General features: G+C 72.0%; 28 protein-coding genes. 19 read left to right on the plus strand and 9 right to left on the minus strand.

Going from position 1 to position 23,382, the window contains the following annotated elements:
• Positions 1-75 precede the first annotated feature (75 nt).
• Positions 76-888, plus strand: a complete 813-nt coding sequence (locus ACH4UK_RS03035) for a serine hydrolase domain-containing protein (RefSeq protein WP_398354328.1) — start codon at positions 76-78, stop codon at positions 886-888.
• Here ACH4UK_RS03035 and ACH4UK_RS03040 read toward each other — a convergent pair.
• Positions 857-1,330: an ATP-binding protein gene (locus tag ACH4UK_RS03040; protein ID WP_398354329.1), complete on the minus strand. Its 474-nt coding sequence runs from the start codon at positions 1,328-1,330 to the stop codon at positions 857-859. The two genes, ACH4UK_RS03035 and ACH4UK_RS03040, sit on opposite strands and share 32 nt — an antisense overlap.
• 83 nt (positions 1,331-1,413) lie before the next feature.
• Between ACH4UK_RS03040 and ACH4UK_RS03045 the strand changes: the two genes are divergently transcribed.
• From ACH4UK_RS03045 to ACH4UK_RS03070, 6 genes are all read left to right on the plus strand, one after another.
• Positions 1,414-2,238, plus strand: coding sequence for a helix-turn-helix domain-containing protein (locus tag ACH4UK_RS03045; RefSeq protein WP_398354330.1), 825 nt, complete (start codon positions 1,414-1,416; stop codon positions 2,236-2,238).
• Positions 2,222-2,491 carry a DUF397 domain-containing protein gene (locus tag ACH4UK_RS03050; protein WP_398354331.1) on the plus strand — a complete coding sequence of 90 codons (270 nt, stop codon included), beginning with the start codon at positions 2,222-2,224 and terminating at the stop codon, positions 2,489-2,491. The genes ACH4UK_RS03045 and ACH4UK_RS03050 overlap by 17 nt, the downstream gene beginning before the upstream one ends.
• Before the next feature lie 192 nt (positions 2,492-2,683).
• The gene (locus ACH4UK_RS03055; protein WP_398354332.1) at positions 2,684-3,040 is read left to right on the plus strand and encodes an iron chaperone; all 357 of its coding nucleotides are present in this window, start codon (positions 2,684-2,686) and stop codon (positions 3,038-3,040) included.
• 94 nt (positions 3,041-3,134) lie between these two features.
• Complete coding sequence (locus ACH4UK_RS03060; RefSeq protein WP_398354333.1) at positions 3,135-3,638, plus strand: GNAT family N-acetyltransferase; 504 nt, start codon at positions 3,135-3,137, stop codon at positions 3,636-3,638.
• A gap of 39 nt (positions 3,639-3,677) precedes the next feature.
• Positions 3,678-4,085, plus strand: coding sequence for a hypothetical protein (locus tag ACH4UK_RS03065; protein ID WP_398354334.1), 408 nt, complete (start codon positions 3,678-3,680; stop codon positions 4,083-4,085).
• Positions 4,086-4,199: 114 nt separating this feature from the next.
• Positions 4,200-4,913 carry a DinB family protein gene (locus tag ACH4UK_RS03070; RefSeq protein WP_398354335.1) on the plus strand — a complete coding sequence of 238 codons (714 nt, stop codon included), beginning with the start codon at positions 4,200-4,202 and terminating at the stop codon, positions 4,911-4,913.
• A gap of 4 nt (positions 4,914-4,917) precedes the next feature.
• Here the strand turns inward: ACH4UK_RS03070 and ACH4UK_RS03075 are convergent, their stop codons facing one another.
• Positions 4,918-5,577, minus strand: a complete 660-nt coding sequence (locus ACH4UK_RS03075; protein ID WP_398354336.1) for a pirin family protein — start codon at positions 5,575-5,577, stop codon at positions 4,918-4,920.
• A 142-nt stretch (positions 5,578-5,719) separates the two neighbouring features.
• Between ACH4UK_RS03075 and ACH4UK_RS03080 the strand changes: the two genes are divergently transcribed.
• The 5 genes from ACH4UK_RS03080 (at position 5,720) to fabF (ending at position 10,616) form a co-directional block, all read left to right on the plus strand.
• The gene (locus ACH4UK_RS03080) at positions 5,720-6,919 is read left to right on the plus strand and encodes a CdaR family transcriptional regulator (protein WP_007449388.1); all 1,200 of its coding nucleotides are present in this window, start codon (positions 5,720-5,722) and stop codon (positions 6,917-6,919) included.
• A gap of 89 nt (positions 6,920-7,008) precedes the next feature.
• A complete protein-coding gene (locus ACH4UK_RS03085) occupies positions 7,009-7,923 on the plus strand; it encodes an ACP S-malonyltransferase (protein ID WP_398354337.1) in 915 nt (304 codons plus the stop codon).
• Between the two features lie 9 nt (positions 7,924-7,932).
• Complete coding sequence (locus ACH4UK_RS03090; RefSeq protein WP_398354338.1) at positions 7,933-8,964, plus strand: ketoacyl-ACP synthase III; 1,032 nt, start codon at positions 7,933-7,935, stop codon at positions 8,962-8,964.
• 64 nt (positions 8,965-9,028) lie between these two features.
• Positions 9,029-9,277: an acyl carrier protein gene (locus tag ACH4UK_RS03095; protein WP_014045780.1), complete on the plus strand. Its 249-nt coding sequence runs from the start codon at positions 9,029-9,031 to the stop codon at positions 9,275-9,277.
• A gap of 76 nt (positions 9,278-9,353) precedes the next feature.
• Complete coding sequence (gene fabF / locus ACH4UK_RS03100) at positions 9,354-10,616, plus strand: beta-ketoacyl-ACP synthase II (protein ID WP_398354339.1); 1,263 nt, start codon at positions 9,354-9,356, stop codon at positions 10,614-10,616.
• A 152-nt stretch (positions 10,617-10,768) separates the two neighbouring features.
• On the opposite strand, the gene ACH4UK_RS03105 is transcribed toward fabF, so the two are convergent.
• Positions 10,769-11,263: a DUF3145 domain-containing protein gene (locus tag ACH4UK_RS03105; RefSeq protein ID WP_398354340.1), complete on the minus strand. Its 495-nt coding sequence runs from the start codon at positions 11,261-11,263 to the stop codon at positions 10,769-10,771.
• A gap of 400 nt (positions 11,264-11,663) precedes the next feature.
• Between ACH4UK_RS03105 and ACH4UK_RS03110 the strand changes: the two genes are divergently transcribed.
• Together ACH4UK_RS03110 and ACH4UK_RS03115 are read left to right on the plus strand one after the other, a co-directional pair.
• Entirely contained in the window at positions 11,664-12,566 is a 903-nt protein-coding gene (locus ACH4UK_RS03110) for an SGNH/GDSL hydrolase family protein (protein WP_398354341.1), read from the plus strand.
• Between the two features lie 11 nt (positions 12,567-12,577).
• A complete protein-coding gene (locus tag ACH4UK_RS03115; protein WP_398354342.1) occupies positions 12,578-13,585 on the plus strand; it encodes an aldose epimerase family protein in 1,008 nt (335 codons plus the stop codon).
• Between the two features lie 22 nt (positions 13,586-13,607).
• Here ACH4UK_RS03115 and ACH4UK_RS03120 read toward each other — a convergent pair whose 3' ends face one another.
• The 4 genes from ACH4UK_RS03120 to ACH4UK_RS03135 form a co-directional block, all read right to left on the minus strand.
• Positions 13,608-14,216 (minus strand): LysE family transporter, encoded by a 609-nt coding sequence (locus ACH4UK_RS03120; RefSeq protein WP_398354343.1) that lies wholly within the window; start codon positions 14,214-14,216, stop codon positions 13,608-13,610.
• Positions 14,213-15,022, minus strand: a complete 810-nt coding sequence (locus ACH4UK_RS03125; protein ID WP_398354344.1) for an EI24 domain-containing protein — start codon at positions 15,020-15,022, stop codon at positions 14,213-14,215. The genes ACH4UK_RS03120 and ACH4UK_RS03125 overlap by 4 nt, the downstream gene beginning before the upstream one ends.
• Positions 15,023-15,104: 82 nt before the next feature.
• Positions 15,105-15,533, minus strand: a complete 429-nt coding sequence (locus ACH4UK_RS03130; protein ID WP_073801584.1) for an organic hydroperoxide resistance protein — start codon at positions 15,531-15,533, stop codon at positions 15,105-15,107.
• A 100-nt stretch (positions 15,534-15,633) separates the two neighbouring features.
• Positions 15,634-16,653 carry an NADP-dependent oxidoreductase gene (locus tag ACH4UK_RS03135; RefSeq protein ID WP_398354345.1) on the minus strand — a complete coding sequence of 340 codons (1,020 nt, stop codon included), beginning with the start codon at positions 16,651-16,653 and terminating at the stop codon, positions 15,634-15,636.
• 131 nt (positions 16,654-16,784) lie between these two features.
• Between ACH4UK_RS03135 and ACH4UK_RS03140 the strand changes: the two genes are divergently transcribed.
• Positions 16,785-17,213 (plus strand): MarR family winged helix-turn-helix transcriptional regulator, encoded by a 429-nt coding sequence (locus ACH4UK_RS03140; RefSeq protein ID WP_398354346.1) that lies wholly within the window; start codon positions 16,785-16,787, stop codon positions 17,211-17,213.
• 19 nt (positions 17,214-17,232) lie between these two features.
• Here ACH4UK_RS03140 and ACH4UK_RS03145 read toward each other — a convergent pair whose 3' ends face one another.
• Positions 17,233-18,024, minus strand: coding sequence for a hypothetical protein (locus tag ACH4UK_RS03145; RefSeq protein ID WP_398354347.1), 792 nt, complete (start codon positions 18,022-18,024; stop codon positions 17,233-17,235).
• A gap of 147 nt (positions 18,025-18,171) precedes the next feature.
• Between ACH4UK_RS03145 and ACH4UK_RS03150 the strand changes: the two genes are divergently transcribed.
• From ACH4UK_RS03150 to ACH4UK_RS03160, 3 genes are all read left to right on the plus strand, one after another.
• Positions 18,172-18,738, plus strand: coding sequence for a hypothetical protein (locus ACH4UK_RS03150; RefSeq protein WP_398354348.1), 567 nt, complete (start codon positions 18,172-18,174; stop codon positions 18,736-18,738).
• A 142-nt stretch (positions 18,739-18,880) separates the two neighbouring features.
• Positions 18,881-19,918: a rod shape-determining protein gene (locus ACH4UK_RS03155; protein ID WP_398354349.1), complete on the plus strand. Its 1,038-nt coding sequence runs from the start codon at positions 18,881-18,883 to the stop codon at positions 19,916-19,918.
• A 40-nt stretch (positions 19,919-19,958) separates the two neighbouring features.
• The gene (locus ACH4UK_RS03160) at positions 19,959-21,551 is read left to right on the plus strand and encodes a GAF domain-containing protein (RefSeq protein WP_398354350.1); all 1,593 of its coding nucleotides are present in this window, start codon (positions 19,959-19,961) and stop codon (positions 21,549-21,551) included.
• 16 nt (positions 21,552-21,567) lie between these two features.
• Here the strand turns inward: ACH4UK_RS03160 and ACH4UK_RS03165 are convergent, their stop codons facing one another.
• A complete protein-coding gene (locus tag ACH4UK_RS03165) occupies positions 21,568-21,999 on the minus strand; it encodes an Lrp/AsnC family transcriptional regulator (RefSeq protein WP_398354351.1) in 432 nt (143 codons plus the stop codon).
• A gap of 107 nt (positions 22,000-22,106) precedes the next feature.
• Here ACH4UK_RS03165 and ACH4UK_RS03170 point away from each other — a divergent pair, with 107 nt between their 5' ends.
• The gene (locus ACH4UK_RS03170; protein WP_398354352.1) at positions 22,107-23,330 is read left to right on the plus strand and encodes a nitrate/nitrite transporter; all 1,224 of its coding nucleotides are present in this window, start codon (positions 22,107-22,109) and stop codon (positions 23,328-23,330) included.
• The last annotated feature ends 52 nt before the right edge of the window (positions 23,331-23,382 follow it).

Below are 23,382 nucleotides of genomic sequence, written 5' to 3' on the forward strand. Positions count from 1 at the left end.
GCCCTGCCCCGGCCTCCGCCCCGGGCCGCCGGGGCCCGGGGCGGGCTCCCGGCGGCGGCCGTTAGGCTCGGACGCATGGAGAGCCTGCGCATCATCGACACCTGGCCGGTCACGACGGCGGCCGCTGCCGTCGTCCGGGCGGACGGCACGGTCCTCGGCACGCACGGTCCTGCCGACCACCGCTTCCCGCTCGCCTCGGTCACCAAGCCGCTCGCGGCCTACGCGGCGCTGGTGGCGTACGAGGAAGGGGCCGTCGAGCTGGACGAGCCGGCCGGGCCCGAGGGCTCCACGGTGCGCCACCTCCTCGCCCACACCAGCGGCCTCGCCTTCGACGAGCACCGGGTGACCGCTCCTCCCGGCAACCGCCGCCTGTATTCCAACGCGGGCTTCGAGGTGCTCGGCGACCACATCGCCAAGGCGTCCGGCATCCCGTTCTCGGAGTACCTGCGCCAGGCGGTGCTGGAACCCCTGGAGATGACCTCGACCACGCTGGACGGCTCCCCCGCCCGCGACGGCGTCTCCACGGTGGCCGACCTGGTCCGCTTCGCCGCCGAGGTGCAGGCCCCTCGCCTCCTCGACCCGCGTACGGTCCTGGAGGCCCAGAGCGTGGTCCACCCGGGCCTCAAGGGCGTCCTGCCGGGCTACGGCCACCAGAGCCCGAACGACTGGGGCCTCGGCTTCGAGATCCGCGACGCCAAGTCCCCGCACTGGACGGGGAACACGTCCTCCCCGGCGACCTTCGGGCACTTCGGCCAGTCGGGCACGTTCCTGTGGATCGACCCGGCGGCGGGCGTGGCCTGCGTCGCGCTGACCGACCGGGCCTTCGGCCCGTGGGCGGCGGAGGCGTGGACGCCGTTCACGGACGCGGTGCTGGCCGAGCTGGCCTGAACCGGCTGCCGCCCTTCTCCGGCGGCGTCAGGCACTCGAACCAGACGGTCTTCCCGCTGCCGTCCCACTGTTTGACGATGCCCCAGTCGTCGGTGACGGCATCGACCAGGATCAGCCCCCGGCCCCCCTCGTCCAGCGGGTCACCCGCGATGGCGAGGGGCACGGCGGGACTGCTGTCCGCGACTTCGACGCGGACGCCCTCGCCGCGCGGCAGCCGGAAGATGAGGGTCTGGCCGCGCCGGTCGGGCACATGCCGTACGACGTTGGCGATCAGCTCGGTGAGCGCCAGCTCCGCCGCGTCGGCGAGGAAGAGCAGCTCCCAGGCCTTGAGGTAGAGCCGCAGGACGCGGCGCAGATGCCGGGCGGAGTGCTCGCCCAGGGCGAAGTCGGCGCGGTAGACGGGCTCCCCGGGATTCCTCCGGGGGATAACTACGTGATTCATGTCACCAGGCTGCAATGTGCTGGCTACGCTCGGCTACGTACCGAAACGAACGCCGCGAGGCGTTGCACCCGGAGGTCCGCGCCGTGGCCAACATCCAAACGCTCGATCCCGATGCTTCCCCGCTCGCCTACTACGGCGGGGAGTTGCGCCGCCGGCGCGAGGCCCACAGCCTGACGCAGCCGCAGTTGGGCGACATCATCTTCTGCACGGGCTCGCTGATCGGCCAGATCGAGACGACGAGAAAGATTCCGACCCGCGACTTCTCGGAGCGGGTGGACGCGGCGCTGGGGACGGACGGGACGTTCTCACGACTGGTGGGGCTGGTTCTGCGGAGCCAGTTGCCGACGTGGTTCCAGCCGTACGCGGACATGGAGGCGAAGGCCGCGTACATCTCCACGTACCAGGCGCAGGTGGTGTACGGGCTGTTGCAGACGGAGGAGTACGCGCGGGCGGTCCTGGCCACCGGTATGCCGGACGACCTGGAGGGCCTGCTCGCCGCCCGGATGGAGCGCCAGCGGATCCTGGAGCGGGAGAAGCCGCCGCTGGCCTGGGCGATCCTGGACGAGGCCGTGCTGTACCGGCCGATCGGCGGCCACGAGGTGATGCGGGCCCAACTCCAGAAGCTGTTGGACCACTCGGCGCACCGTTGGATGCGGATCCAGGTGCTGCCTTTCGAGGCCGGTGAACACGCGAGCCTGGATGGCTCGTTCACCGGCATGCGCTTCGACGACGACCCGGACATCATCTACACCGAGGACCTCATCTCCGGCCATATGACGGCCAACCCCGAAACGGTCCGGGAGGCCTCGCTCCGATACGCTCACCTCCAGGCCACCGCACTCTCCGTCGAGGAATCGGTGGCGCGGATCCGCCGCGTGATGGAGGAGCGTTATGGAGCACGGCCCTGACCTGACGAGCGCGGAATGGCGTAAGTCCAGCTACAGCGGCAGCACCGGCGGCGACTGCGTCGAGTGCACCGTGACCGGCGGCGCGGCCTGGCGGACCTCCTCGTACAGCGGCAGCACCGGCGGCGAGTGCGTCGAGGTAGCCGACGGCTCCGCCTGCGGGTCCGTCCCCGTCCGCGACAGCAAGAACCCGACCGGTCCCGCCATCGTCCTCGGGGCCCCTGCCTGGCAGGCGTTCGTGGACGGGCTGCGCTGACGCGCCGTATGCGGTGAGGCGGGGCTAGCAAGGACGCCTCCGACGCCGTGATCATCCCAGGCCGGTCAGGGTTCTTTCTTCTCGTGCCTGTTCTCGATTCCCGGTGCCGGCGTGCCTGCGGGCGTGAGGGCACAGAGAGGAACCGGCGAACGAACGCAGCTAGAGTTTCCCTCCTGAGAGAAAGGCATAGATATGGCGAATATCCCTGATCACGACTCCTATATCGCTGCTGCGCCGGAGGCGTTCCGCCCGGTTCTCAACCACCTCCGGGACCTCCTGCGCGGGGCCCTCCCGGATGCGGAGGAGATGGTGGCGTACAACATGCCGGGGTTCAGGATTCGCGGCAAGGTCGTCGCGAGCTACGCAGCGTTCAGCAAGCAGATCGGGCTATATTTTCTCGCCCCTGCGATCTCAGGTCATGCCGAAGAAATCGCAGAAGCGGGCCTCACAGCGAGCAAGACCGGCGTCACCTTCCCGCCGCACAAGCCGGTCCCGGATCATCTCGTGACACGGCTCGCGAACACATCGAGCAAGCACATTGACGACTGAGGCCCGGGTTCCCGGGAGGGCGTGAGAATGGGCCAGGAGACGGCCCTCGGTGAGTGATGGTGGCGACGCCGACCCGTGCGGCAGAGTAGGGCGCATGTCGACGTACGAGACCATGCCCTTCCACCTGGAGACCGAGCGGCTGACCCTGCGGCCGTGGGCCGCGTCGGACGCCGCCCGGTTCCGCGATCTGCTCGCCGAGCGCGGCAAGCCGACGTCCAGCGTCGAGCACCTCCGGTCGTCCATCGGGGAGCTGCTCGCCGCGACGGAGACCACGGGCATCGCGCTGCTGCCCATCCAGCGCCGCGAGGAAGGCGACTTCATCGGCTACTGCGGGCTGATCATCGGCCGCTCCACGCTGGAAGAGCCCGAGATCGCGTACGAGTTGTTCCGGCACGCGCATGGGCGCGGTTACGCCACCGAGGCGGCCGGTGCGGTGCTGGAAGCCGCTGCCGCGACCGGCAGGAAGCGGCTCTGGTCGACCGTCGCCACGTGGAACACACCGTCCTTCCGGGTCCTGGAGAAGCTCGGGTTCGAGCGGGACCGTGTCTCCATGGAGGAGAACGGTGAAGTGGTGTGGCTCACCCGCTCGTTGCCCTGAGCCGGAGCTGCACCCTGGGCGCTGCTAGATTCGTGCGCCATGCGATCACGCGAATACGACATCGAATTCCGAGGCCAGTCCACCCGGATACGTCGCTGGGGAGCCGGTCTGCTGCTCCTGGCGGGCCTGCTGTGGGGCTGGTGCGGGATTCTGCTGCTGACGGACTACACGGTGGAGACGAGGAGCGGCCACACCGGTGAGTGCGCGGCGCGTCTGTTCACGGACCGCGGCACGGCCAACGGGGGCGTGTGGAAGGGCGATTACTGCGCGGACGAACGCGACTGGCCCGAGGCGCTGGCCGTTCTGGGGGTCTCGCTCCCCGTGTCGCTGGTGGGGTCGGCGCTGTTCACGGCCGGCACGGTGAGCCTGCGGCTGAGTGGACACTCCCACGCGATGCGCGAGCTGGACAGGCTGGCGGACGAGCGCGAGAAGCGCTCCAAGGCCTGACCGGCGCCCCGAAAGCCCGGCCCGCCCCGGAATTCGGTCGCACCCCGCTAGGCGAGCCGCTACCTTCCCTCCCAGCGCCGTGGATCGCGTGGCGCCACGACGAGGGAGCCACGTATGAGCGGCCAGGATCCGCGGACCGACCGACTGAGCCTTCTGATCGACCAGTTCGATCAGGCGAGGGAGATGGCCCAGGTCCGGCTGAAGGGCCTCGGGGACGAGGAGTACCTGTGGGAGCCCGCGCCCGGCAGTTGGTCGATCCGGCGCCGGGAGGAGGCGGTGACGCCCCGGGCGTACGGGCCGGGCGCGTGGGTGATCGACAAGGGGGCGCCGAAGATTCCGGCGAGCGAGTACGCGGAGATCGCGCGGCAGCAGGCGAGCGGTATGTCCGTCGCGAAGATCGCCAAGGACTGGAGCGTGAGCGTCGAACGGGTCGAGGAGGTCCTCGCCCACACCGGTGAGCCGGAGCCCGACGTCGTGCCGATCACCACCATCGCGTGGCGGCTGGGGCATCTGCACTCCTGCTACGCGGGGCAGTGGGAGTGGTCCTTCGGCGAGCGGCGGCGGGAGCCGAACCTGCTGGTCGACTTCACACCCTCCGCCGCGCTCGCGCTCGAGCGGTTCTGGGAGACGATCGACCGCTACCGTGCGAGCCTCGACACCGTCACCGAGGAGCAGCTCGACACGGTCGGCTTCTCGCAGTATCCGTACGGCTCCGACCCCGACGACGCGTACATCGGCGTGGTGGCCGGGGGCAATCTGGAGTTCATCCACCACATGGCCGAGATCGCCCTGCTCCGCGACCTGTGGCGGGCCCGCCGCGCCGGGTAGGACCTCAGCCCGCCAGCTCCCACACCAGCAGCTCCGCAGGCCCGCTCACCGCGACCGCCTCCAGGTCCGCCGCGTCGGTGATCCGGGCGGCGTCGCCCGGTCCCAGCTCCTCGCCGTCCAGGGCGACCCGCCCCCGCACCACGTGGACGTAGGCGCGCACCGCGTCCGGGACCGCCGTGCGCTCGCCCCCGGTCAGGCGGCGGACATGGAGCATCGCGCCCGCGCCGGGCAGGGCGTACGGGGTGGAGTCGGCGATGCCGGGCACGACCGTGTACGAGGGTTCGCCGCCGGGCTCGACGGGGGCCAGCCACATCTGGAGGAAGGTCAGCGGGGCGGTGCCGTCGTTGCGTTCGACGTGGCGGACGCCGGAGGCGGCGCTCAGGTGGGCCACGTCCCCGGCGCGGACGACGGTGGAGTGGCCGGCCGAGTCGCGGTGGGTCAGCTCGCCCGCGACGACCCAGGTGACGATCTCCGTATGACTGTGGGGGTGTTCCGCGAAGCCCGAGCCCGGCTCGAGGCGCTCCTCGTTGCAGGCCAGGATCGGGCCGAAGCGGAGGTTGTCCGGGTCGTAGAAGGGGCCGAAGGACAGGGCGTGCCGGGTGACGATCCCGGCGGCCTCGTCCCCGCCCCGGTAGCGGTCATCGGACCGGTGCACGGATATCACCCGGCCAACGGTAGCCCGGCGACGGGCGTACGGCTCCGGCGGTGGGAGCGCGGGTTGCGCGGGGTGTTCGCCTACCCGCCGGTAGGGGACGCGGTCGCCCCGGCCCACCGATCCTCCGGCCCGATAAGGCAGTCTTGACCTCGTGCCCCGACCCGATCCTGAGCAGCCCCCCGCCCACGACGCCCACCTGCACGCCGCGACCCTGAAACGGCTGGAGCAGTCCTCCGGCCGGCTGGCCGCGAACGCGATTGCCCGCATGGACGAATCGCTGCCGTGGTACCGGGCGATGCCCCCGGAGAACCGGTCGTGGATCGGCCTGGTCGCCCAGGCCGGCATCGCCGCGTTCACCGAGTGGTTCCGGCATCCCGAGACCCCGCAGGCCATCTCGACCGATGTGTTCGGCACCGCCCCGCGCGAACTGACCCGGGCCATCACCCTGCGGCAGACCGTGGAGATGGTGCGCACCACGATCGAGGTCATGGAGGCCGCGATCGAGGAGGTGGCGGCCCCCGGCGACGAGTCGCTGCTGCGCGAGGCGCTGCTCGTCTACGCGCGCGAGATCGCCTTCGCCACCGCTCAGGTCTACGCCCAGGCCGCCGAGGCCCGGGGCGCCTGGGACGCCCGGCTGGAGTCCCTCGTGGTGAACGCGGTGCTCTCCGGCGAGGCCGACGAGGGGGCCGTGTCCCGGGCCGCCGCGCTCGGCTGGAATTCGCCCGAGCACGTCTGCGTCATCCTCGGCACCGCGCCCGACGGGGACAGCGAGCTGACCGTGGAAGCGATCCGGCGCGCCGCCCGGCACGCCAAGCTCCAGGTCCTCACCGGTGTCCTGGGCAACCGCCTCGTCGTCATCGCGGGCGGCAGCGACAACCCGCTCCAGGTCGCCAAGGGGCTGATCGGGCCCTACGCCGCCGGGCCGGTCGTCGCGGGGCCCGTGGTGCCGGACCTGCTCGCCGCGACCCGCTCCGCGCAGGCGGCGGCCGCCGGACTGAAGGCGTGCCTGGCGTGGCAGGACGCGCCGCGGCCGGTGCTGGCGGACGATCTCCTCCCGGAACGCGCGATGGCCGGAGACCCCGCCGCGCGGGACCAGTTGGTGGAGGAGATCTACAGACCGCTGGAAGAGGCCGGTTCTGCTCTGTTGGAAACGCTGAGTGTCTATCTGGAGCAGGCGAGCAGTCTGGAAGGCGCCGCCCGGATGCTCTTCGTGCACCCCAACACCGTCCGCTACCGGCTACGACGTGTGACCGACGTCACCGGGTGGTCACCCTCCGATGTGCGCTCCGCGTTCACGCTCCGGATCGCTCTGATCCTGGGGCGCTTGGCGGCTGCGGATCCTCAGTCCTAGACTTTTGTCGGACTTCAACAATTCCCCCGACGGTTCTTCGTCCCTGTCCCCACGGGCGTCCGGAGCCGTCCACAAGAGAGAGTGTGAGGGTGCTCGTACTCGTCGCTCCCGGCCAAGGCGCTCAGACGCCCGGCTTCCTGACTCCCTGGCTCGACCTTCCCGGTGCCGCCGACCGCATCGCGGCCTGGTCCGACGCCATCGGGCTCGACCTTGCCCACTACGGCACGCAGGCCGACGCGGACGAGATCCGCGACACGGCCGTGGCGCAGCCGCTCCTCGTCGCCGCCGGACTGCTCTCGGCGGCCGCGCTGGACGCCTCGCCGTCCATCGTCGCGGGCCACAGCGTCGGTGAGATCACCGCCGCCACGCTCGCCGGCGTCATCGACGACGAGGCCGCGATGCGCTTCGTCCGCACCCGGGGGCTCGGCATGGCCGAGGCCGCCGCGGTCACCGAGACCGGCATGGCGGCCCTCCTCGGCGGGGACCCCGACGTGACGGTCCCGCACCTGGAGAAGCTCGGGCTGACCCCGGCGAACATCAACGGCAGCGGTCAGGTCGTCGCCGCGGGCACCGCCGCCCAGATCGCCGCCCTGGAGGCCGACATGCCCGAGGGCGTGCGCCGGGTCGTGGTGCTGAAGGTGGCCGGCGCGTTCCACACGCACCACATGGCCCCGGCCGTGGAGAAGCTGCGCGCGGCGGTCGGCGACCTCACGATCTCCGACCCGACCGTGCGTTACGTTTCCAACGCCGACGGTCACACCGTGGCCACCGGCACCGAGGTCATCGCCCGGCTGGTCGGGCAGGTCGCCAACCCGGTCCGCTGGGACCTGTGCATGGAGACCTTCCAGGCCCTGGGCGTCACCGCGCTGGTCGAGCTGAGCCCCGGCGGCACGCTGACCGGTCTCGCCAAGCGCGCGCTGCCCGGTGTGAAGACGCTCGCGCTGAAAACCCCCGACAACCTCGACGCGGCCCGCGCGCTCATCTCCGAGCACGCAGGCGCCTAAGGAGCGAGCATGTCGAAGATCAAGCCCAGCAAGGGCGCCCCGTACGCACGGATCCTCGGGGTCGGCGGCTACCGCCCGACCCGGGTCGTGCCGAACGCGGTGATCCTCGAGACGATCGACTCGTCCGACGAGTGGATCCGCTCCCGCTCCGGCATCGTCACCCGCCACTGGGCCTCCGAGGAGGAGACCGTGGCCGCGATGTCGATCGAGGCGTCCGGCAAGGCCATCGCCGACGCGGGCATCGACCCCGAGCAGATCGGCGCGGTCGTCGTCTCGACCGTCTCGCACTTCAAGCAGACCCCGGCCGTCGCCACCGAGATCGCGCACAAGATCGGCGCGGGCAAGCCCGCCGCGTTCGACATCTCGGCCGGCTGCGCGGGCTTCGGTTACGGCCTCACCCTCGCCAAGGGCATGGTCGTCGAGGGCTCCGCGGAGTACGTCCTCGTGATCGGCGTGGAGCGGCTCAGCGATCTGACCGACCTGGAGGACCGCGCGACGGCCTTCCTGTTCGGCGACGGCGCGGGCGCGGTCGTCGTCGGCCCCTCCCAGGAGCCGGCCATCGGCCCGACCGTGTGGGGCTCCGAGGGCGACAAGTCCGAGACCATCAAGCAGACGGTGGCCTGGAACGACCTGCACGTCGGCGACGTCTCCAAGCTGCCGCTCGACTCGAAGGGCGAGATCAAGTTCCCGGCCATCACGCAGGAGGGCCAGGCGGTCTTCCGCTGGGCCGTCTTCGAGATGGCGAAGGTCGCCCAGCAGGCGCTGGACGCGGCCGGGATCGCCCCGGAGGACCTGGACGTCTTCATTCCGCACCAGGCCAACATGCGGATCATCGACTCGATGGTGAAGACCCTGAAGCTGCCGGAGCATGTCACGGTCGCCCGTGACATCGAGTCCACCGGCAATACGTCCGCCGCCTCGATTCCGCTCGCTATGGAGCGGCTCCTGGCGACCGGTCAGGCGAAGAGCGGCGACACCGCGCTCGTCATCGGCTTCGGGGCGGGTCTCGTCTACGCCGCGACGGTCGTTACTCTCCCCTAGGCACACCGGACCTTTCGGTCCGTACGCACGAACCCCGAAGAAACCCACCCGAAGGAGCGCCAAGATGGCCGCCACGCAGGAAGAGATCGTCACCGGTCTCGCCGAGATCGTCAACGAGATCGCCGGTATCCCGGTCGAGGACGTCCAGCTGGACAAGTCCTTCACCGACGACCTGGACGTCGACTCGCTGTCCATGGTCGAGGTCGTCGTCGCCGCCGAGGAGCGCTTCGACGTCAAGATCCCCGACGAGGACGTCAAGAACCTCAAGACGGTCGGCGACGCCGCCGACTACATCCTGAAGCACCAGGGCTGATCCCAGCCCGGCTGTGTCGCCACCCGGCGGTGGCGCCGCTGATTCACGACCCTCTACACGTGGAGAAGATTTTCCAGTGAACTCGACCAATCGCACCGTGGTCGTCACCGGTATCGGCGCAACCACTCCGCTGGGTGGCGACTCCGCATCGACCTGGGAAGGTCTGATGGCCGGCCGGTCCGGCGTCAAGCCTCTCGAAGGCGAGCGGTTCGCCGAACTGCCCGTCCGGATCGCCGCCCTCGCGGCCGTCGATCCGGGCGACGTTCTTCCCCGCCCGCTGGCCCGCAAGCTGGACCGCTCGGCGCAGTTCGCACTGATCGCGGCCCGCGAGGCCTGGGCGGACGCGGGCTTCACCGCCAAGGCCGGCGAGGATGAGAGCATCGCCCCCGAGCGCCTCGGCTCGGTCATCGCCTCCGGCATCGGCGGCGTGACCACCCTGCTCGACCAGTACGACGTGCTGAAGGAGAAGGGCGTACGCCGCGTCTCCCCGCACACCGTTCCCATGCTCATGCCCAACGGCCCGGCGGCCAACGTCGGCCTGGAGGTCAACGCCCAGGCCGGTGTCCACACGCCCGTCTCCGCCTGCGCCTCGGGCGCCGAGGCGATCGGGTACGCCGTCGAGATGATCCGTACCGGCCGCGCCGACGTGGTCGTCGCCGGTGGTACCGAGGCGGCGATCCACCCGCTGCCGATCGCCGCGTTCGCCAACATGATGGCGATGTCCAAGAGCAACGACGAGCCCGAGAAGGCCTCGCGCCCGTACGACACCGGCCGGGACGGCTTCGTCCTCGGCGAGGGTGCGGGCGTCGTCGTCCTGGAGTCCGCCGAGCACGCCGCCGCGCGGGGCGCGCGGGTCTACTGCGAGGTGCTGGGCCAGGGTCTGTCGGCCGACGCCCACCACATCGCGCAGCCCGAGCCCACCGGGCGGGGCATCGCCGCCGCGATGCAGAACCTGCTCGACTCCAGCGACCTCAAGCCGTCCGAGGTGGTCCACCTCAACGCGCACGCCACGTCGACGCCGCAGGGCGACCTCGCCGAGATCAAGGCGCTGCGCAAGGTGCTGGGCGACGACCTCGACCATGTCGCGATCTCCGCGACGAAGTCGATGACGGGTCACCTGCTGGGTGGCGCGGGCGGCATCGAGACGGTGGCGACGGTCCTGGCGCTGCACCACCGCATCGCTCCGCCGACCATCAACCTCGACGACCTCGACGAGGCGGTCGACGCGGACATCGTGCGGGGGGAGCCGCGGGTGCTGCCCACGGGGCCGATCTCGGCCATCAACAACTCGTTCGGATTCGGCGGGCACAACGTGGTGCTGGCGTTCCGGTCCGTGTGACGCCTCGCACAGTGAAGCCCGCTTCCCGGGGTCCGGGAGGCGGGCTTCGTCGTTCTTTCGGGGCTCTGCCCCGGACCCCGCTCCTCAATCGCCGGAGGGGCTTGGATTGTTCGCCGATCACCGCTGGGTGAGGGGCGCCGGAGGGGCTTGAATTACACCACCTGGTGCAGCCAGCGAACGGGCGCGCCCTCGCCCGCGTGGCGGAAGGACTCCAGCTCGTCGTCCCACGGCTTGCCCAGGAGCGAGGCGATCTCGCTCTCCAGGTCGCTCTCGCCGCGCACCGAGCGGGCCAGCGCGGCCCGCAGCCGGTCCTCGGGGATCAGGATGTCACCGTGCATGCCGGTGACGGCGTGGAAGATGCCGAGTCCGGGGGTGGAGCTGTAGCGCTCGCCCTCGGCGGTGGGGCACGGCTCGGCGGTCACCTCGAAGCGCAGCAGATCCCAGCCGCGCAGGGCGGAGGCGAGCTGCGAGGCGGTGCCGGCGCGGCCCTTCCAGGAGAATTCGGACCGCCAGGTGCCGGGGGCGGCCGGCTGTCTGATCCAGTCCAGCTGGACCCGCACACCGAGGACGCCCGCCACTGCCCACTCGACATGTGGGCACAGCGCGCGCGGTGCGGAGTGAACGTACAGGACTCCACGTGTCGTCACCGGAACCTCCCGTGTGGGACGAGGTACGCCTTCCCCAGCGGCCTCGCGCCCGTACCGCCTCTTTCCGGCCGGTTCCCGAGGTTGTCATCAGTAAACAGCATCGGGAGTTAATCTCCTGAAAAGGGACAGTATGTGACGTGACGTAATGTACCGGAGCCACCCGTGTGTACGCGGGCGGGCGGGACGCCACTGGTTCGACGGGGAAAAGCTATCGTGCGCCGGGGCCGTCCGTGTGACGTACCGTCGGTCTCAGGCCTCTGATTCGCCGGCTTTCACCCGGCAGGGCGCGCAGAGCCCCGACCTGGGGATCATGGGCTTGCCGGGGGGCTGGTCCAGAGGCATAGGCCAGGGGTTGACCGGAGGGGATCCACGAATGCCGGAGCGTGTGACACGCCCACGAATGCGTACCGCTGCCGCCGCGTTGGCGGCGCTCTCCCTCATCGGCGTGGCCGCGTTGGCCGGATGCGGCGGTGGCGGCGCGGAGGGCGGCGTGTCGCGGAACGCGCCGGCCGCCACGCGCGGTGCGTCGCCGTCCCCCTCCCCCACCCCGGACTGGAACCCCCGGCCCGGGTCGGTCGCGGCCGTCGGGGACTCGATCACCCGGGGGTTCGACGCGTGCTCGGTGCTGGCCGACTGTCCCGAGGTGTCGTGGGCGACCGGCACGGACGACGCGGTGCGCAGTCTCGCGGTCCGGCTGCTCGGCCCCTCGAAGGCGGCGGACCGCAGCTGGAACCACGCGGTGTCGGGGGCCCGGATGGTGCAACTGCCGGAGCAGATGGCGCTGGCCGCGAAGGAGCGGCCGGAGCTGGTGACGGTGATGATGGGCGCGAACGACGCGTGCCGGGACTCGGTGCGGCTGATGACGCCGGTGGCGGACTTCCGGGCCTCGTTCGAGGCGTCGATGCGGCAGCTGCGGGCCGGGGCGCCGAAGGCGCAGGTGTACGTCTCCAGCGTGCCGGACCTGAAACGGCTCTGGTCGACGGGGCGGGTGAACGAGCTGGGCAAGACGATCTGGCGGCTCGGGATCTGCAAGTCGATGCTGGCAGACGCGGATGATCTGGGCCCGACGGCGGTGGCCCGGCGGGACGCGGTGCAGGACCGGGTGGTGGCGTACAACGAGGTGCTGCGGGACGTGTGCGCGAAGGACCGGCGCTGCCGGTACGACGGCGGGGCGGTGTTCGACTTCCGCTTCACCGGCACCCAGCTCAGCCAGTGGGACTGGTTCCACCCGAGCCGCGACGGCCAGGCCCGGCTGGCGGAGATCGCCTACCGCAACGTCACGGCGGCCGCCCCTCCCGCGTAGGGTCGGTGACCATGACCACCAGCACGGACACGGCGATCCGCACGGAAGACTTCGGCGCTCTCGCGGACGGGTCGCCCGTCCGCCGGTGGACGCTGGAGCGGGACGGGGTCCGGGTGCGGGTCCTGGACTACGGCGCGATCGTGCAGTCGGTGGAGGCGCCGGGCCGGGACGGATCCCGGGCCCCGGTGGCGCTCGGGCTCCCGGAGGTCGCGGGCTACGAGAAGTTTCCCGCCCCCTACTTCGGCGCGGTGGTCGGGCGGTACGCGAACCGGATCGGGGGCGCGTCGTTCGTCCTGGACGGGCGCACGCACCGGCTCACGCCCAACGAGGGCGGCAACCATCTGCACGGCGGGGCGAGGGGCTTCGACAAGCGGATGTGGGATGCGGTGGCGGTGCCGGGCGGGGTGCGGCTGTCCCTGGTCTCGGCGGACGGGGACGAGGGGTATCCGGGGCGGCTCGACTTCTCGGTGACGTACACCCTGGCGCCGGGCGGGGCGCTGCGGCTCGACTACCGGGCGGTGACCGATGCGCCGACCGTGCTGAACCCGACCAGCCACCTGTACTGGAACCTGGCGGGCGCCGGCAGCGGGAGCGCGCTCGGCCAGCAGCTGCGGATCGCGGCGCGCGAGGTGACTTCGGTGGACGCGGCGTCGGTGCCGACCGGTGAGCGGCTGCCGGTGGCCGGGACCCGGTTCGACTTCCGGGGGATGCGGGCGGTGGGCGCGGGGTACGACCAGAACTTCGTGCTGGAGGAGGGGACGGACGCGGCGGACGCCGTCGCAGCCGAGCTGTACGACGCGGCGTCCGGGCGGCTGCTGACCGTGCGGACGACCGAGCCGGGGCTTCAGCTGTACACGGCCGACCACTTCGACGGGCGGCCGTTCGGCCCGTGCGCGGGGATCGCGCTGGAGACCCAGCACTTCCCGGACTCGCCGAACCGGCCGGAGTTCCCGTCCACGGTGCTTCGGCCGGGCGAGGAGTTCGCCTCGCGCACCGAGTACGCGTTCTCGGCGCGCTGAGGGGATCGCTGCGGGGCTCCGCTCAGCGGGCCAGACCCAGGGTGACGCCCAGACCGACCAGGACCGAGCCGATCGAGCGGTTCAGCGCCTTCTGGCGGCGCAGCATCGCGCCGCGCAGCCGGGAGTGCGAGAAGAACAGCGCGACCAGGGCGAACCAGCCGAGGTGGGCGGCGGACATGAACAGGCCGTAGCCCGCCTGCTGCCACAGGGCGGTGCCGGGCCCGACGACCTGGGTGAAGGTCGCGACGACGAACAGCGTCGTCTTCGGGTTGAGGGCGTTGGTCAGAAAGCCGCTGCGCAGCGCCCCGAACGGGGAGAGCCCCGGCCGGTCCGTCAGGTCGACGTCGAGGTCGGCGCGGGCCAGGAAGGTGCGCACCCCGATGTAGATCAGATAGGCGGCGCCCGCCAGCTTGACCGCGGTGAACAGGGCGGTGGAGGAGGCGATGAGCAGCCCGACGCCGAGCATCGTGTACGTGACGTGGACCAGGACGCCCGCCGCGACGCCGGTGGCCGCGAGGACGCCGGTGGTGCGCCCGTACAGATAGCTGTTGCGGACGACCATCGCGAAGTCGGCGCCCGGCGAGACGACCGCGAGGACGGTGATGGCGGCGACCGCCAGCAGTTCGGTCACGCGGACCACGCACGGGGGGCCGGTGCGTCACCGCTGTCGGCGCCGCCGGGCCCGGGGTCGGGCGCCCCGTCCGGGTCCACCAGGTCGCGGGCGAGCAGCGTGGCCCCGGCGACGGCCCCCGGCATCAGGAACACCGCGACGACCGGGATCAGGAAGGCCAGGGTCAGCGGGACGCCGAAGCCGAGCACCAACATCCGGCGGCCGCGCAGCAGGCCGAGCCGGTCCTTGAGGACCATGCCCCGGCGCTGGAGCGCGACGGCGGTCAGTTCCTCGGCCAGGAAGTAGCCGGAGACGCAGAAGCCGATCGCGGGGATCACGGTCTGGCCGACGACCGGGATGAAACCGCAGGCGAAGAGGATGATCCCGTACAGGGCGACGCGCAGCAGGATGCGCACGGAGTCGCGGGCGGAGATCCACAGTTCCCGCCAGAGCGGCAGTCCGGACTCGGGGACCTCGCCGCCCTCGCTGCGGTCGACCTCCTCGGAGAGCGACTCGTAGAAGGGCTGGCCGACCAGGAGGGTGACGGCGGTGAAGGTGATGACCGCGAGGAACAGGCCGAAGACGAAGACGAACGCGGTCAGACCGGTGCGCAGCAGCCCCTGCCAGGGCGAGGACCAGTCGTCCGCGAACGGGGTCGCCCAGCCGACGAAGTCGTCGGCTCCGTAACCGAGTCCGATCAGCGCACCGGCGTAGACGACGAGGGTGACGAGTCCGGGCAGCAGCCCGAATCCGAACCATCGTCCGTGTTGGGCAACCCAGCGTTGCCCCTTCATCAAGTAGCCGAAACCCGCCCCGAGATCACTCATGGGCGTCAGCGTACTGGCGTGCGGAAAGCGGTGAGGACCGCGCCCCGGTGCCGGGGTGCGGTCCTCATGCTGCGCGCTGCGGTCAGGCGACCGAGAGCTCGACGCTGATGTTGCCGCGGGTGGCGTTCGAGTACGGGCAGACCTGGTGGGCCTTCTCGATGAGCGCCTGTGCGGTGGCGGCGTCGACGTTCGGGATGGAGGCGCTGATCGCGACCTCCAGGCCGAAGCCGCCGGCCTCGGTCTTGCCGATGGAGACCGAGGCGGTCACGGTCGAGCCGGAGATGTCGGCCTTCTCCTGGCGGGCGACGACGCCCAGCGCGCCCTGGAAGCAGGCGCTGTAGCCGGCCGCGAAGAGCTGCTCGGGGTTGGTGCCCGCGCCGCTGCCGCCCATGGCCTTCGGCGGGTTGACGACGACGTCGAGCTGACCGTCGTCGGAGGAGACCCGTCCGTCGCGGCCGTTCTCGGCGGTGGCGACGGCGGTGTAGGCGACGTCGATCTTCTGGATGGTCATGGTGTGAGGATTCCTCCTGTTGGTGCGCCGCGACTCGCGCCCACGATCGCGACGGCCTGTGGATGAGCCTAACGTGTGACCGGGACCGGCCGGGGGCGGGTCAGACCAGGGAAACGATCATCTTCCCGGTGTTCTCACCGCGCAGCAGCCCGACGAACGCGTCATAGCCGTGCTCGATGCCCTCGACGGTCGTCTCCCGGTACTTCAGCTCGCCCGAGGCCAGCCAGCCGGCGACCTCCTGGACGAACTGCGGCTGGAGGGCCTTGTGGTCGCCGACGAGCACGCCCTGGAGCCGCAGCCGCTTGCCGATGATCAGCGCCATGTTGTTCGGGCCGGGGGTCGGCTCGGTCGCGTTGTACTGGGCGATCATGCCGCAGATGGTGGCGCGGCCGTGCACGTTGAGCGAGGAGAGCGCGGCTTCGAGGTGCTCGCCGCCGACGTTGTCGAAGTAGACGTCGATGCCGTCGGGGGCGGCTTCCTTGAGCTGGTCGCGGACCGGCCCGTTCTTGTAGTTGAACGCGGCGTCGAAGCCGTACTCCTCGGTGAGGAGCTTGACCTTCTCGTCGGAGCCCGCGGAGCCGATGACCCGGGAGGCGCCCTTGAGCTTCGCCATCTGGCCGACCTGGCTGCCGACGGCCCCGGCCGCGCCGGAGACGAAGACCGCGTCGCCCTCCTTGAAGGAGGCGACGTCGAAGAGGCCCGCGTAGGCGGTGAGTCCGGTCATGCCGAGCACGCCGAGATAGGCGGAGAGCGGGGCGAGGTCGGGGTCGACCTTGACCGCGAGCTTCGCGGACAGGTCGGCGATCTCGCGCCAGCCGAGGCCGTGCAGGACGTGGTCGCCGACGGCGAACCCCTCGGCGTTCGACGCGATGACCTCGCCGACCGCGCCGCCGTCCATGGGGCGGTCGAGCTTGAACGGCGGGGTGTAGGACTTCACGTCGTTCATCCGGCCGCGCATGTACGGGTCGACCGAGAAGTACTTGTTGCGGACGAGGATGCGGCCTTCGCCCGGAGCGGCGACCTCGGCCTCACGCAGCGCGAAGTCCTCGGCCTCGGGCCAGCCGTGCGGGCGGGCGACCAGGTGCCATTCGCGGCTGGACGTGGGAAGTGCTGCAGACATGGGCTCGGGTTCTCCTCAATGTCCTACGGGAACTGAGCTTCCGCGCCGTGCGGCGCGAAAAGCTTCATGACATGAAACAACCATGCGCCTGAATATTTCATGATGTCAAGTAAATCGGTACGCTGTGACCCATGGCCACTCGCACAGACCCCCTGACCCTCGAGGTCGTCGAGCTCATCGGCACCGTCGTGGCGCGCTACCACGAGGAGTACGACCGGGCCGCCGCCGAGCACTCCCTCACCGGGGCGCAGGCACGGGTGCTCGGGCTGCTCTCGCTGGAGCCCCTGCCGATGCGCAAGATCGCCCTCAGGCTCAAGTGCGAGCCGTCGAACGTGACCGGGATCATCGACCGGCTGGAGACCCGGGAACTGGTCGAGCGCAGGCCCGATCCGGCCGACCGGCGGGTGAAGCTGGCCGCCGCGACAGAGAAGGGCCGACGCACGGCCCGCGAGCTGCGGGACGCGCTGGACTTCGCCCGGGAGCCGCTGGCCGGTCTCTCCGACGCCGAGCGCGCGGTCCTGCGGGACCTGCTGCGCCGGATGCTCGGCGAGGCGGCCTAAGGGCTGTCCGAGCAGCCGGCTAGGTGCACCACCACAGGAAGCGGGTGCAGGTCGGGGACGGGGTCGGGGTGGGCGTCGGCTCGGCCGGGGGCGGCGGGGCGGGCGCGGTCGTCGGGTCCGCCGGATCGCCCGGACCCGGCGGATCGTCCGGCGGGTCGTCGGGAGCGTCGGACGGGCTCGGCCCGTCGGGGGCCGGGGAGGCGGTGGGCTCGTCCGTGGCGGAGGCTTCGGGGCTCGGCGACTCCGCGGGGCTCTCCTCGCGCGCGTCCGCCGGTGAGGCGTCCGTGCCGGGGCCCGTGGTCGCCCCGGCCCGGGAGCCGACCGGGCCGGGGTCGCGGGGTGCGTCGGCGGACGACTCCTGCGGCGCGACCTCGGCCGGGTCGCCCGGCGCATCGCTGACGAAGTCGGCGGCGGTGTCGTCCCGTCCGGGCTCCAGGGCCAGTTCCGCCAGGCTCAGCGCGCCCGCCGCGAGGAGCAGCCCGAGGGCGGCGAGCAGCACGGTCCGGCCGCGTCGGCGATGGCCGCCGCGGGTCCGTCGCCGCGACGCCGGACGCGCGGCGCGGCGCCGGTCGCGCGGGGCGTCGGACGAGGGCTCGCGCCGGGTCTCCCGTCGGCCGTCGGAGCGGCCGCCGCGCGCGCGGCGGCCGTGGGCGGCGGGAGCGGCCGGGGCGGCCGTCCCGTCCGGCGCGTCCGGTTCGGGCCCGGCGGACGCGGGGATGGCGTAGGGGCCCAGCGCCTCGACGGGAGTTCCGCACCCGGCGCAGGCCAGAGCTCCGTTGAGATGCCGTCGGCACGGGTGGCAGTAATCCATGACGCCCGCAGGTTAGGCGTGCACAGAACAACCAGGGAAGCCGCGCAGGTGAGGATCCTGTGAGGAAGGCCCCCCGAACTCCGGTGGGTCCGAGCCCGGCTGCGCGGCCGGCGTCCGATCCGCCCGACACCCGGGAGGATGGGCGGCATGACCGCTCCCGCCCCCTTCGGCCCCCTTCAGTTCCAGCTCGTCCTGCTGCGCCGGATGGCCGATCACCAGCCGGGTCTGGTCGAGGAGGCGCGGCACGAACTGAGCGCCTCCCTGGCCGACCTGCGGGAGGCCAACCGCCGCTGGCAGGCCATGGTGCGCGCTCCCCGGGGGCGGGGATCGCTGCGGCGCTACCGCTCGGTGCTCGGCGAACCGGAGCTGACCCTGTCGCGCCGGGTCGGGGACCTGGAGTGCGAGGCGCTGCTGTGGCCGGTGCCCCTCTGGCCGGACCTGCGGTTCGAGGTGATGACCGGGCCCGGCGGGGCCGTGTGGAACGAGTGGCTGGTCCGGGCTCCCGGTGCGGCCGGGCCCCGGCTGACCACGCCGGACGCGCTGCTCCCGTGGTCGTGCACGGTGGACGAGGCGGCCCGCGCCTTTCCCCCGGCCCGGCCGATGGAGGGCAGCGCCCCGACCCGGTGGGCGCTGGCCGTCACCGACCCGGCGTCCGGCCGGGAGCGCGTCGCGGAGTTCACCTGGGGGCTGTTCCAGCGGCTGCTGCCGCTCTGACGCAGGACGTAACTGAGGAGCCGTCAGCTCCGGCCCCCCTTACGGCGCATCTCAGCGCGCGCGACGGCCCGGGGAGCGCGACCATGCAAGGAGAGCCGGCTGCCGCCGGCGTCCCCCATCCGCGCTCTCGGGAGAACTCGCCGTGACCGTCAGCCTTGAGCAGTTGCAGCGTTGCCATGTCGCCGTCGACCTCGGGGCCGCGAGGACCCGGGTGTACGTCAAGGGGCTCGGGCTCGTCGTCGACGAACCGAGCGTCGCCGCCGTCAACACCCGTACCGGCTCCCTCATCGCCGTCGGCGCGCTCGCCGAGCAGATGACCGGCCGCACCCCCGAGTACATCCGGGTGGCCCGTCCGGTGTCCGGCGGCACCGTCGTCGACATCGAGATGGCCCAGCGGATGCTGCGCCATCTGCTGGGCGACAAGCTCCGCCGCCAGCTGCGGCGCAAGCCCCGGCTGCGCGCCGCCGCCTGCACCCCGCACGACGCCGACCCGCTGGCCCAGCGTGCGACGGTGGAGACCCTGGTCGGGCTCGGCGCCCGCCGGGTCGAGCTGGTGGACACCCTGATCGCGGCGGCCGTGGGCTGCGGGCTGCCGGTCGAGCAGCCCACCGCCACCATGATCATGGTGTGCGGGGCCGCCACCACCCAGATCGCGGTGCTCTCGCTCGGCTCGATCGTGACGGCCGTCCGGATCCCGGTGGGCGGCAACGCGATCGACGAGGCGATCATCCAGCATCTGCGCCAGCACCACGAGCTGCTGCTCCCGAGCCAGTCCGTGCGCCCGCTCCAGCTGGCGCTGCACGGCAACGGCCTCCAGCTCACCGGCCCCGCGCTCACCGAGATCCACGGCCGCGACGTGGCGACCGGGCTGGCCCGCTCGGTGCAGGTCGACACCGCCGCCGTGCGGCAGGCCATCCACACCCCGCTCACCGCGGTGCTGGACGGCGTGGGCAGGGTGCTCCGCGACTGCCCGCCCGATCTGGTGGCCGACCTCGCGGACCGCGGAATCATGATGGTGGGCGGCAGCGCGCTGCTGCCGGGCCTCGACCAGATGCTGCGCGACGCGACGGGGATGCCGGTGCACATCGCGGAGCGCCCCGACGTCTGCTCGGTGCTCGGCCTGGGCGCGATGCTGGACGGCAAGATCCAGCCGATGGTCCTCAACCCGCTGGCGGGGTGAGCCCGTCGGCACGGACCGGGCGGTGCGAGGGACGCGGCCGATGAAGGGGCCCCTGGAGCCAGGCCCGGCCGCCGTCGGACGGCTGCCGATGCTCCTGGAAGCGGTCCTCAGCGTCGGCAGCGACCTGGAGCTGGGCGCCACCCTCCAGCAGATCGTGGACACCGCCACCGCCCTCACCGGGGCCCAGCACGGCGCACTCGGCGTGCTGGAGCCGGACCGGGACCGGATCGGCGAGCTGTACACCGCCGGGATGACGGAGGCGGAGCGCCGGCATCTCGACCTCTTCCCGGACGAGCCGTCCGGCACGCTGGGCGCCCTGATCGAGAATCCCCTCCCGCTCCGCTCCGAGGACCTGGACGCGGCCGCGCGGACCGCCGGACCCGGACCGGGCCGCGCGTCGGTGCGGAGCTTCCTCCGGGCCCCGATCCGGGTGCACACCGAGGTCTTCGGCCACCTCTGGCTCGGCGGGAAGCGGCCGGGGCCGTTCAGCGACACGGACATGGCCCTGCTGCGGGTCCTCGCCGCCCAGGCGGGCATCGCGATCGGCAACGCCCGGCTGTACGAGAGCGCCCGGCAGCGCGAGCGCTGGATCGAGGGGGCGGCAGCCGTCACCACGGCCCTGCTGACCGGCACCGACGCGGCGGACGCGCTGATGACGGTGGCCGAGCGGGCCCGGGTCCTGGCGGGCGCGTCGGCCGGGGTGATCCTCCAGCCGACGGAGGAGGGCGGGATGGAGATCGTCACCGCCTCCACGCTGGACGATCCGGCGGGCATCGTCGGCACGGTGATCGAGCCCGGTTCCGCCGTCCTGGTGCAGTTGCTCGGCGGCGAACCGGTCTTCATCGACGACTCGGCCACCGATCCCCGGATGACCACCGGCGTACGCTCCCGATTCGGGCCGAGCATGATGCTGCCGCTGCAGAGCGGCGGGCGGCTCATCGGGACCCTCGCCCTGCCCCGGCGACGCGGCGAGCCGCCCTACACGGACATGGACCGGCTGCTGGCGACCCAGTTCGCCTCGCAGGCGGCGCTGGCCCTGGTGCTGGCGGACGCGCAGGCCGACCGGGAGCAGCTCGCGGTGTACGAGGACCGCGACCGGATCGCCCGTGACCTGCACGATCTGGTGGTCCAGCGGCTCTTCGCCACCGAGATGATGCTGGAGTCGACCCGTCGGCGGTCCGCGTCGGCCCAGGGGCCCGGGGGCGGCACGGACGCGGAGGCCGGCGATCTGCTGGGCCGGGCCGTGGACGAGCTGGACTCCACCATCCAGGAGGTGCGCACCGCGATCTTCGCCCTCCAGCAGCCTCCGGCCGAGGCCCCGAGCACCTTCCGGGGCCGGGTGCTGCGGGAGACCGGGGGCGCGGCCGCCCTGCTGGGCTTCCCGCCGTCGGTGCAGTTCACCGGGGCGGTGGACGCGCTGGTGGGCGAGGAGACGGGCCGGGAGCTGCTGGCCGCCCTCCGCGGGGCGCTGGCCGCCGCGCACCGCAGGCCCGGGGTCTCGGCCATCGAGGTGGAGGTGGACGCCACGGTCCGGCTGCCGGACGGGCGGAGCGGGGTGCGGTTGGCGGTCGCGGACGACGGGCGCGGCGAGGACGGCCCGGCGACGACGGTGACCTGGCAGGCCCCGATCTGACCGGGGCCCGGCGGGGTCAGTGCTTCGGGGCCGCCCGCAGCGCGATCCGGGTGTTGGAGTGGGCGATGCCCGCCTCCCGTTTCAGCCGGCGCAGCAGGGTGTCCAGGGCCGCCGGGTCGGCGGCGGTGGCCCGGACGAGGTAGTCGTGGCCGCCGGTCACGTGGACCACCTCCGTGATCCCCGGCAGCATCAGCACCGAGCGTTCGAACTCCTCGTTCGTCGTGTCCAGGCGCAGCGACACATCGATGAAGACGACCAGGCCCGAACGGGTGTCGGCGGCCGGGTCGACGATGACGGTGAAGCCCCGGATGACCCCGTCGCGGCGCATCCGGCGGACCCGGTCGCCCGCCGCGTTGGCGCTGAGCCCCACGCGTACGCCCAGATCCCGGTACGAGATCCGGGCGTCCTCCTGAAGAATTCCGAGGATTTCCCTGTCCAGCCGATCCATACCGCGATTGTCCCAGCTCCAGCCGATATCGGCTGAAGGAAGCCGCTGTCCCCCGGTCGGAGCAGTCCGGCGGGCCCCGCGGTGTCCCGCCCCCTTGACTGGCTTCCGTGGACACCTCTGTCAAGCAGTCCCCCGAGCCGCCCGCCGCGGCGGCCGACGCACCGTCCCCGGCCGCGTACCGCAATCTCGTGATGGCGACGGTCGGCTTCGCGCTGACCTTCTGGGCGTGGAACCTGATCGCGCCGATGTCCGGGGACTACCAGGACCGGCTGGGGCTCAGCTCCTTCCAGCAGTCCTTCCTGGTGGCCGTGCCGGTGCTCGTCGGGTCGCTCGGCCGGATCCCGGTGGGGGCGCTGACGGACAAGTACGGCGCAAAGCTGATGTTCCCGCTGGTCTCCGCGCTGACGATCGTGCCGGTACTGCTGCTGATCCCGGCGAAGAACTCCTACGGGGCGATGCTCGCGGTCGGTTTTCTGCTGGGGCTCGGCGGGACGACGTTCGCGATCGGCGTCCCCCTGGTCAACTCGTGGTTCCCGCCCTCCAAACGGGGCTTCGCGCTGGGCGTCTTCGGGATGGGCATGGGCGGGGTGGCCCTGTCGGGCTTCTTCACCCCGCGCATCGCGAAGCACGGCGACAACCTGCCGTTCCTCGTGGTCGCGGGCGCGCTGCTGGTGTTCGCGCTGCTCTCCGCCGTCCTGGTCAGCGACCATCCCGGCCGGAAGATCCCCACGGACAGCTTGGCGCACCGGCTCGGCGAGGCCGGGAAGCTGCGGGTGACCTGGGAGCTGTCGGCGCTGTACGCGATCGGCTTCGGCGGCATCGTGGCGTTCGGCGTCTATCTGCCGACGTATCTGAAGACCTGGTACGAGATGTCACCGACCGAGGCGGGCACCAAGGCGGCCGGGTTCGCCCTGGTCACGGTCGTCTTCCGGCCGATCGGCGGCTGGCTCTCGGACCGGATCCATCCGGCGCTGGTGACCTCGGCGGCCCTGCTGCTGGCCGCGCTGATGGCGATCGTGCAGGCCTTCGAGCCGCCGCTGAACCCGGGCGGCACGATCGCGCTGCTGGCCATGGCGGCGGGGCTCGGCACCGCGAGCGGCAGTGTGTTCGCCCTGGTCTCGCAGGTGACGCCGCAGCCGAAGGTGGGCAGTGTGACGGGCATCGTCGGCGCGATGGGCGGGCTCGGCGGTTTCGTGCCGCCGCTGGTGATGGGCGCGATCTACAGCGCCAAGGACTCCTACGCGATCGGCTTCATGCTGCTGTCCGACCTGGCGCTGGCAGGGTGTGTGTACGCGTACGGGCGGATGCGGAGCATCCAGCGCTCCGACTGACCTCGCCGAGCGGGTGAAACGGCCGCGTTCCCGCCGGAACGCGGCCGTTTCC

Source organism: Streptomyces sp. NPDC020884 (assembly GCF_044333935.1).
In the GTDB taxonomy this organism is placed as follows: domain Bacteria; phylum Actinomycetota; class Actinomycetes; order Streptomycetales; family Streptomycetaceae; genus Streptomyces.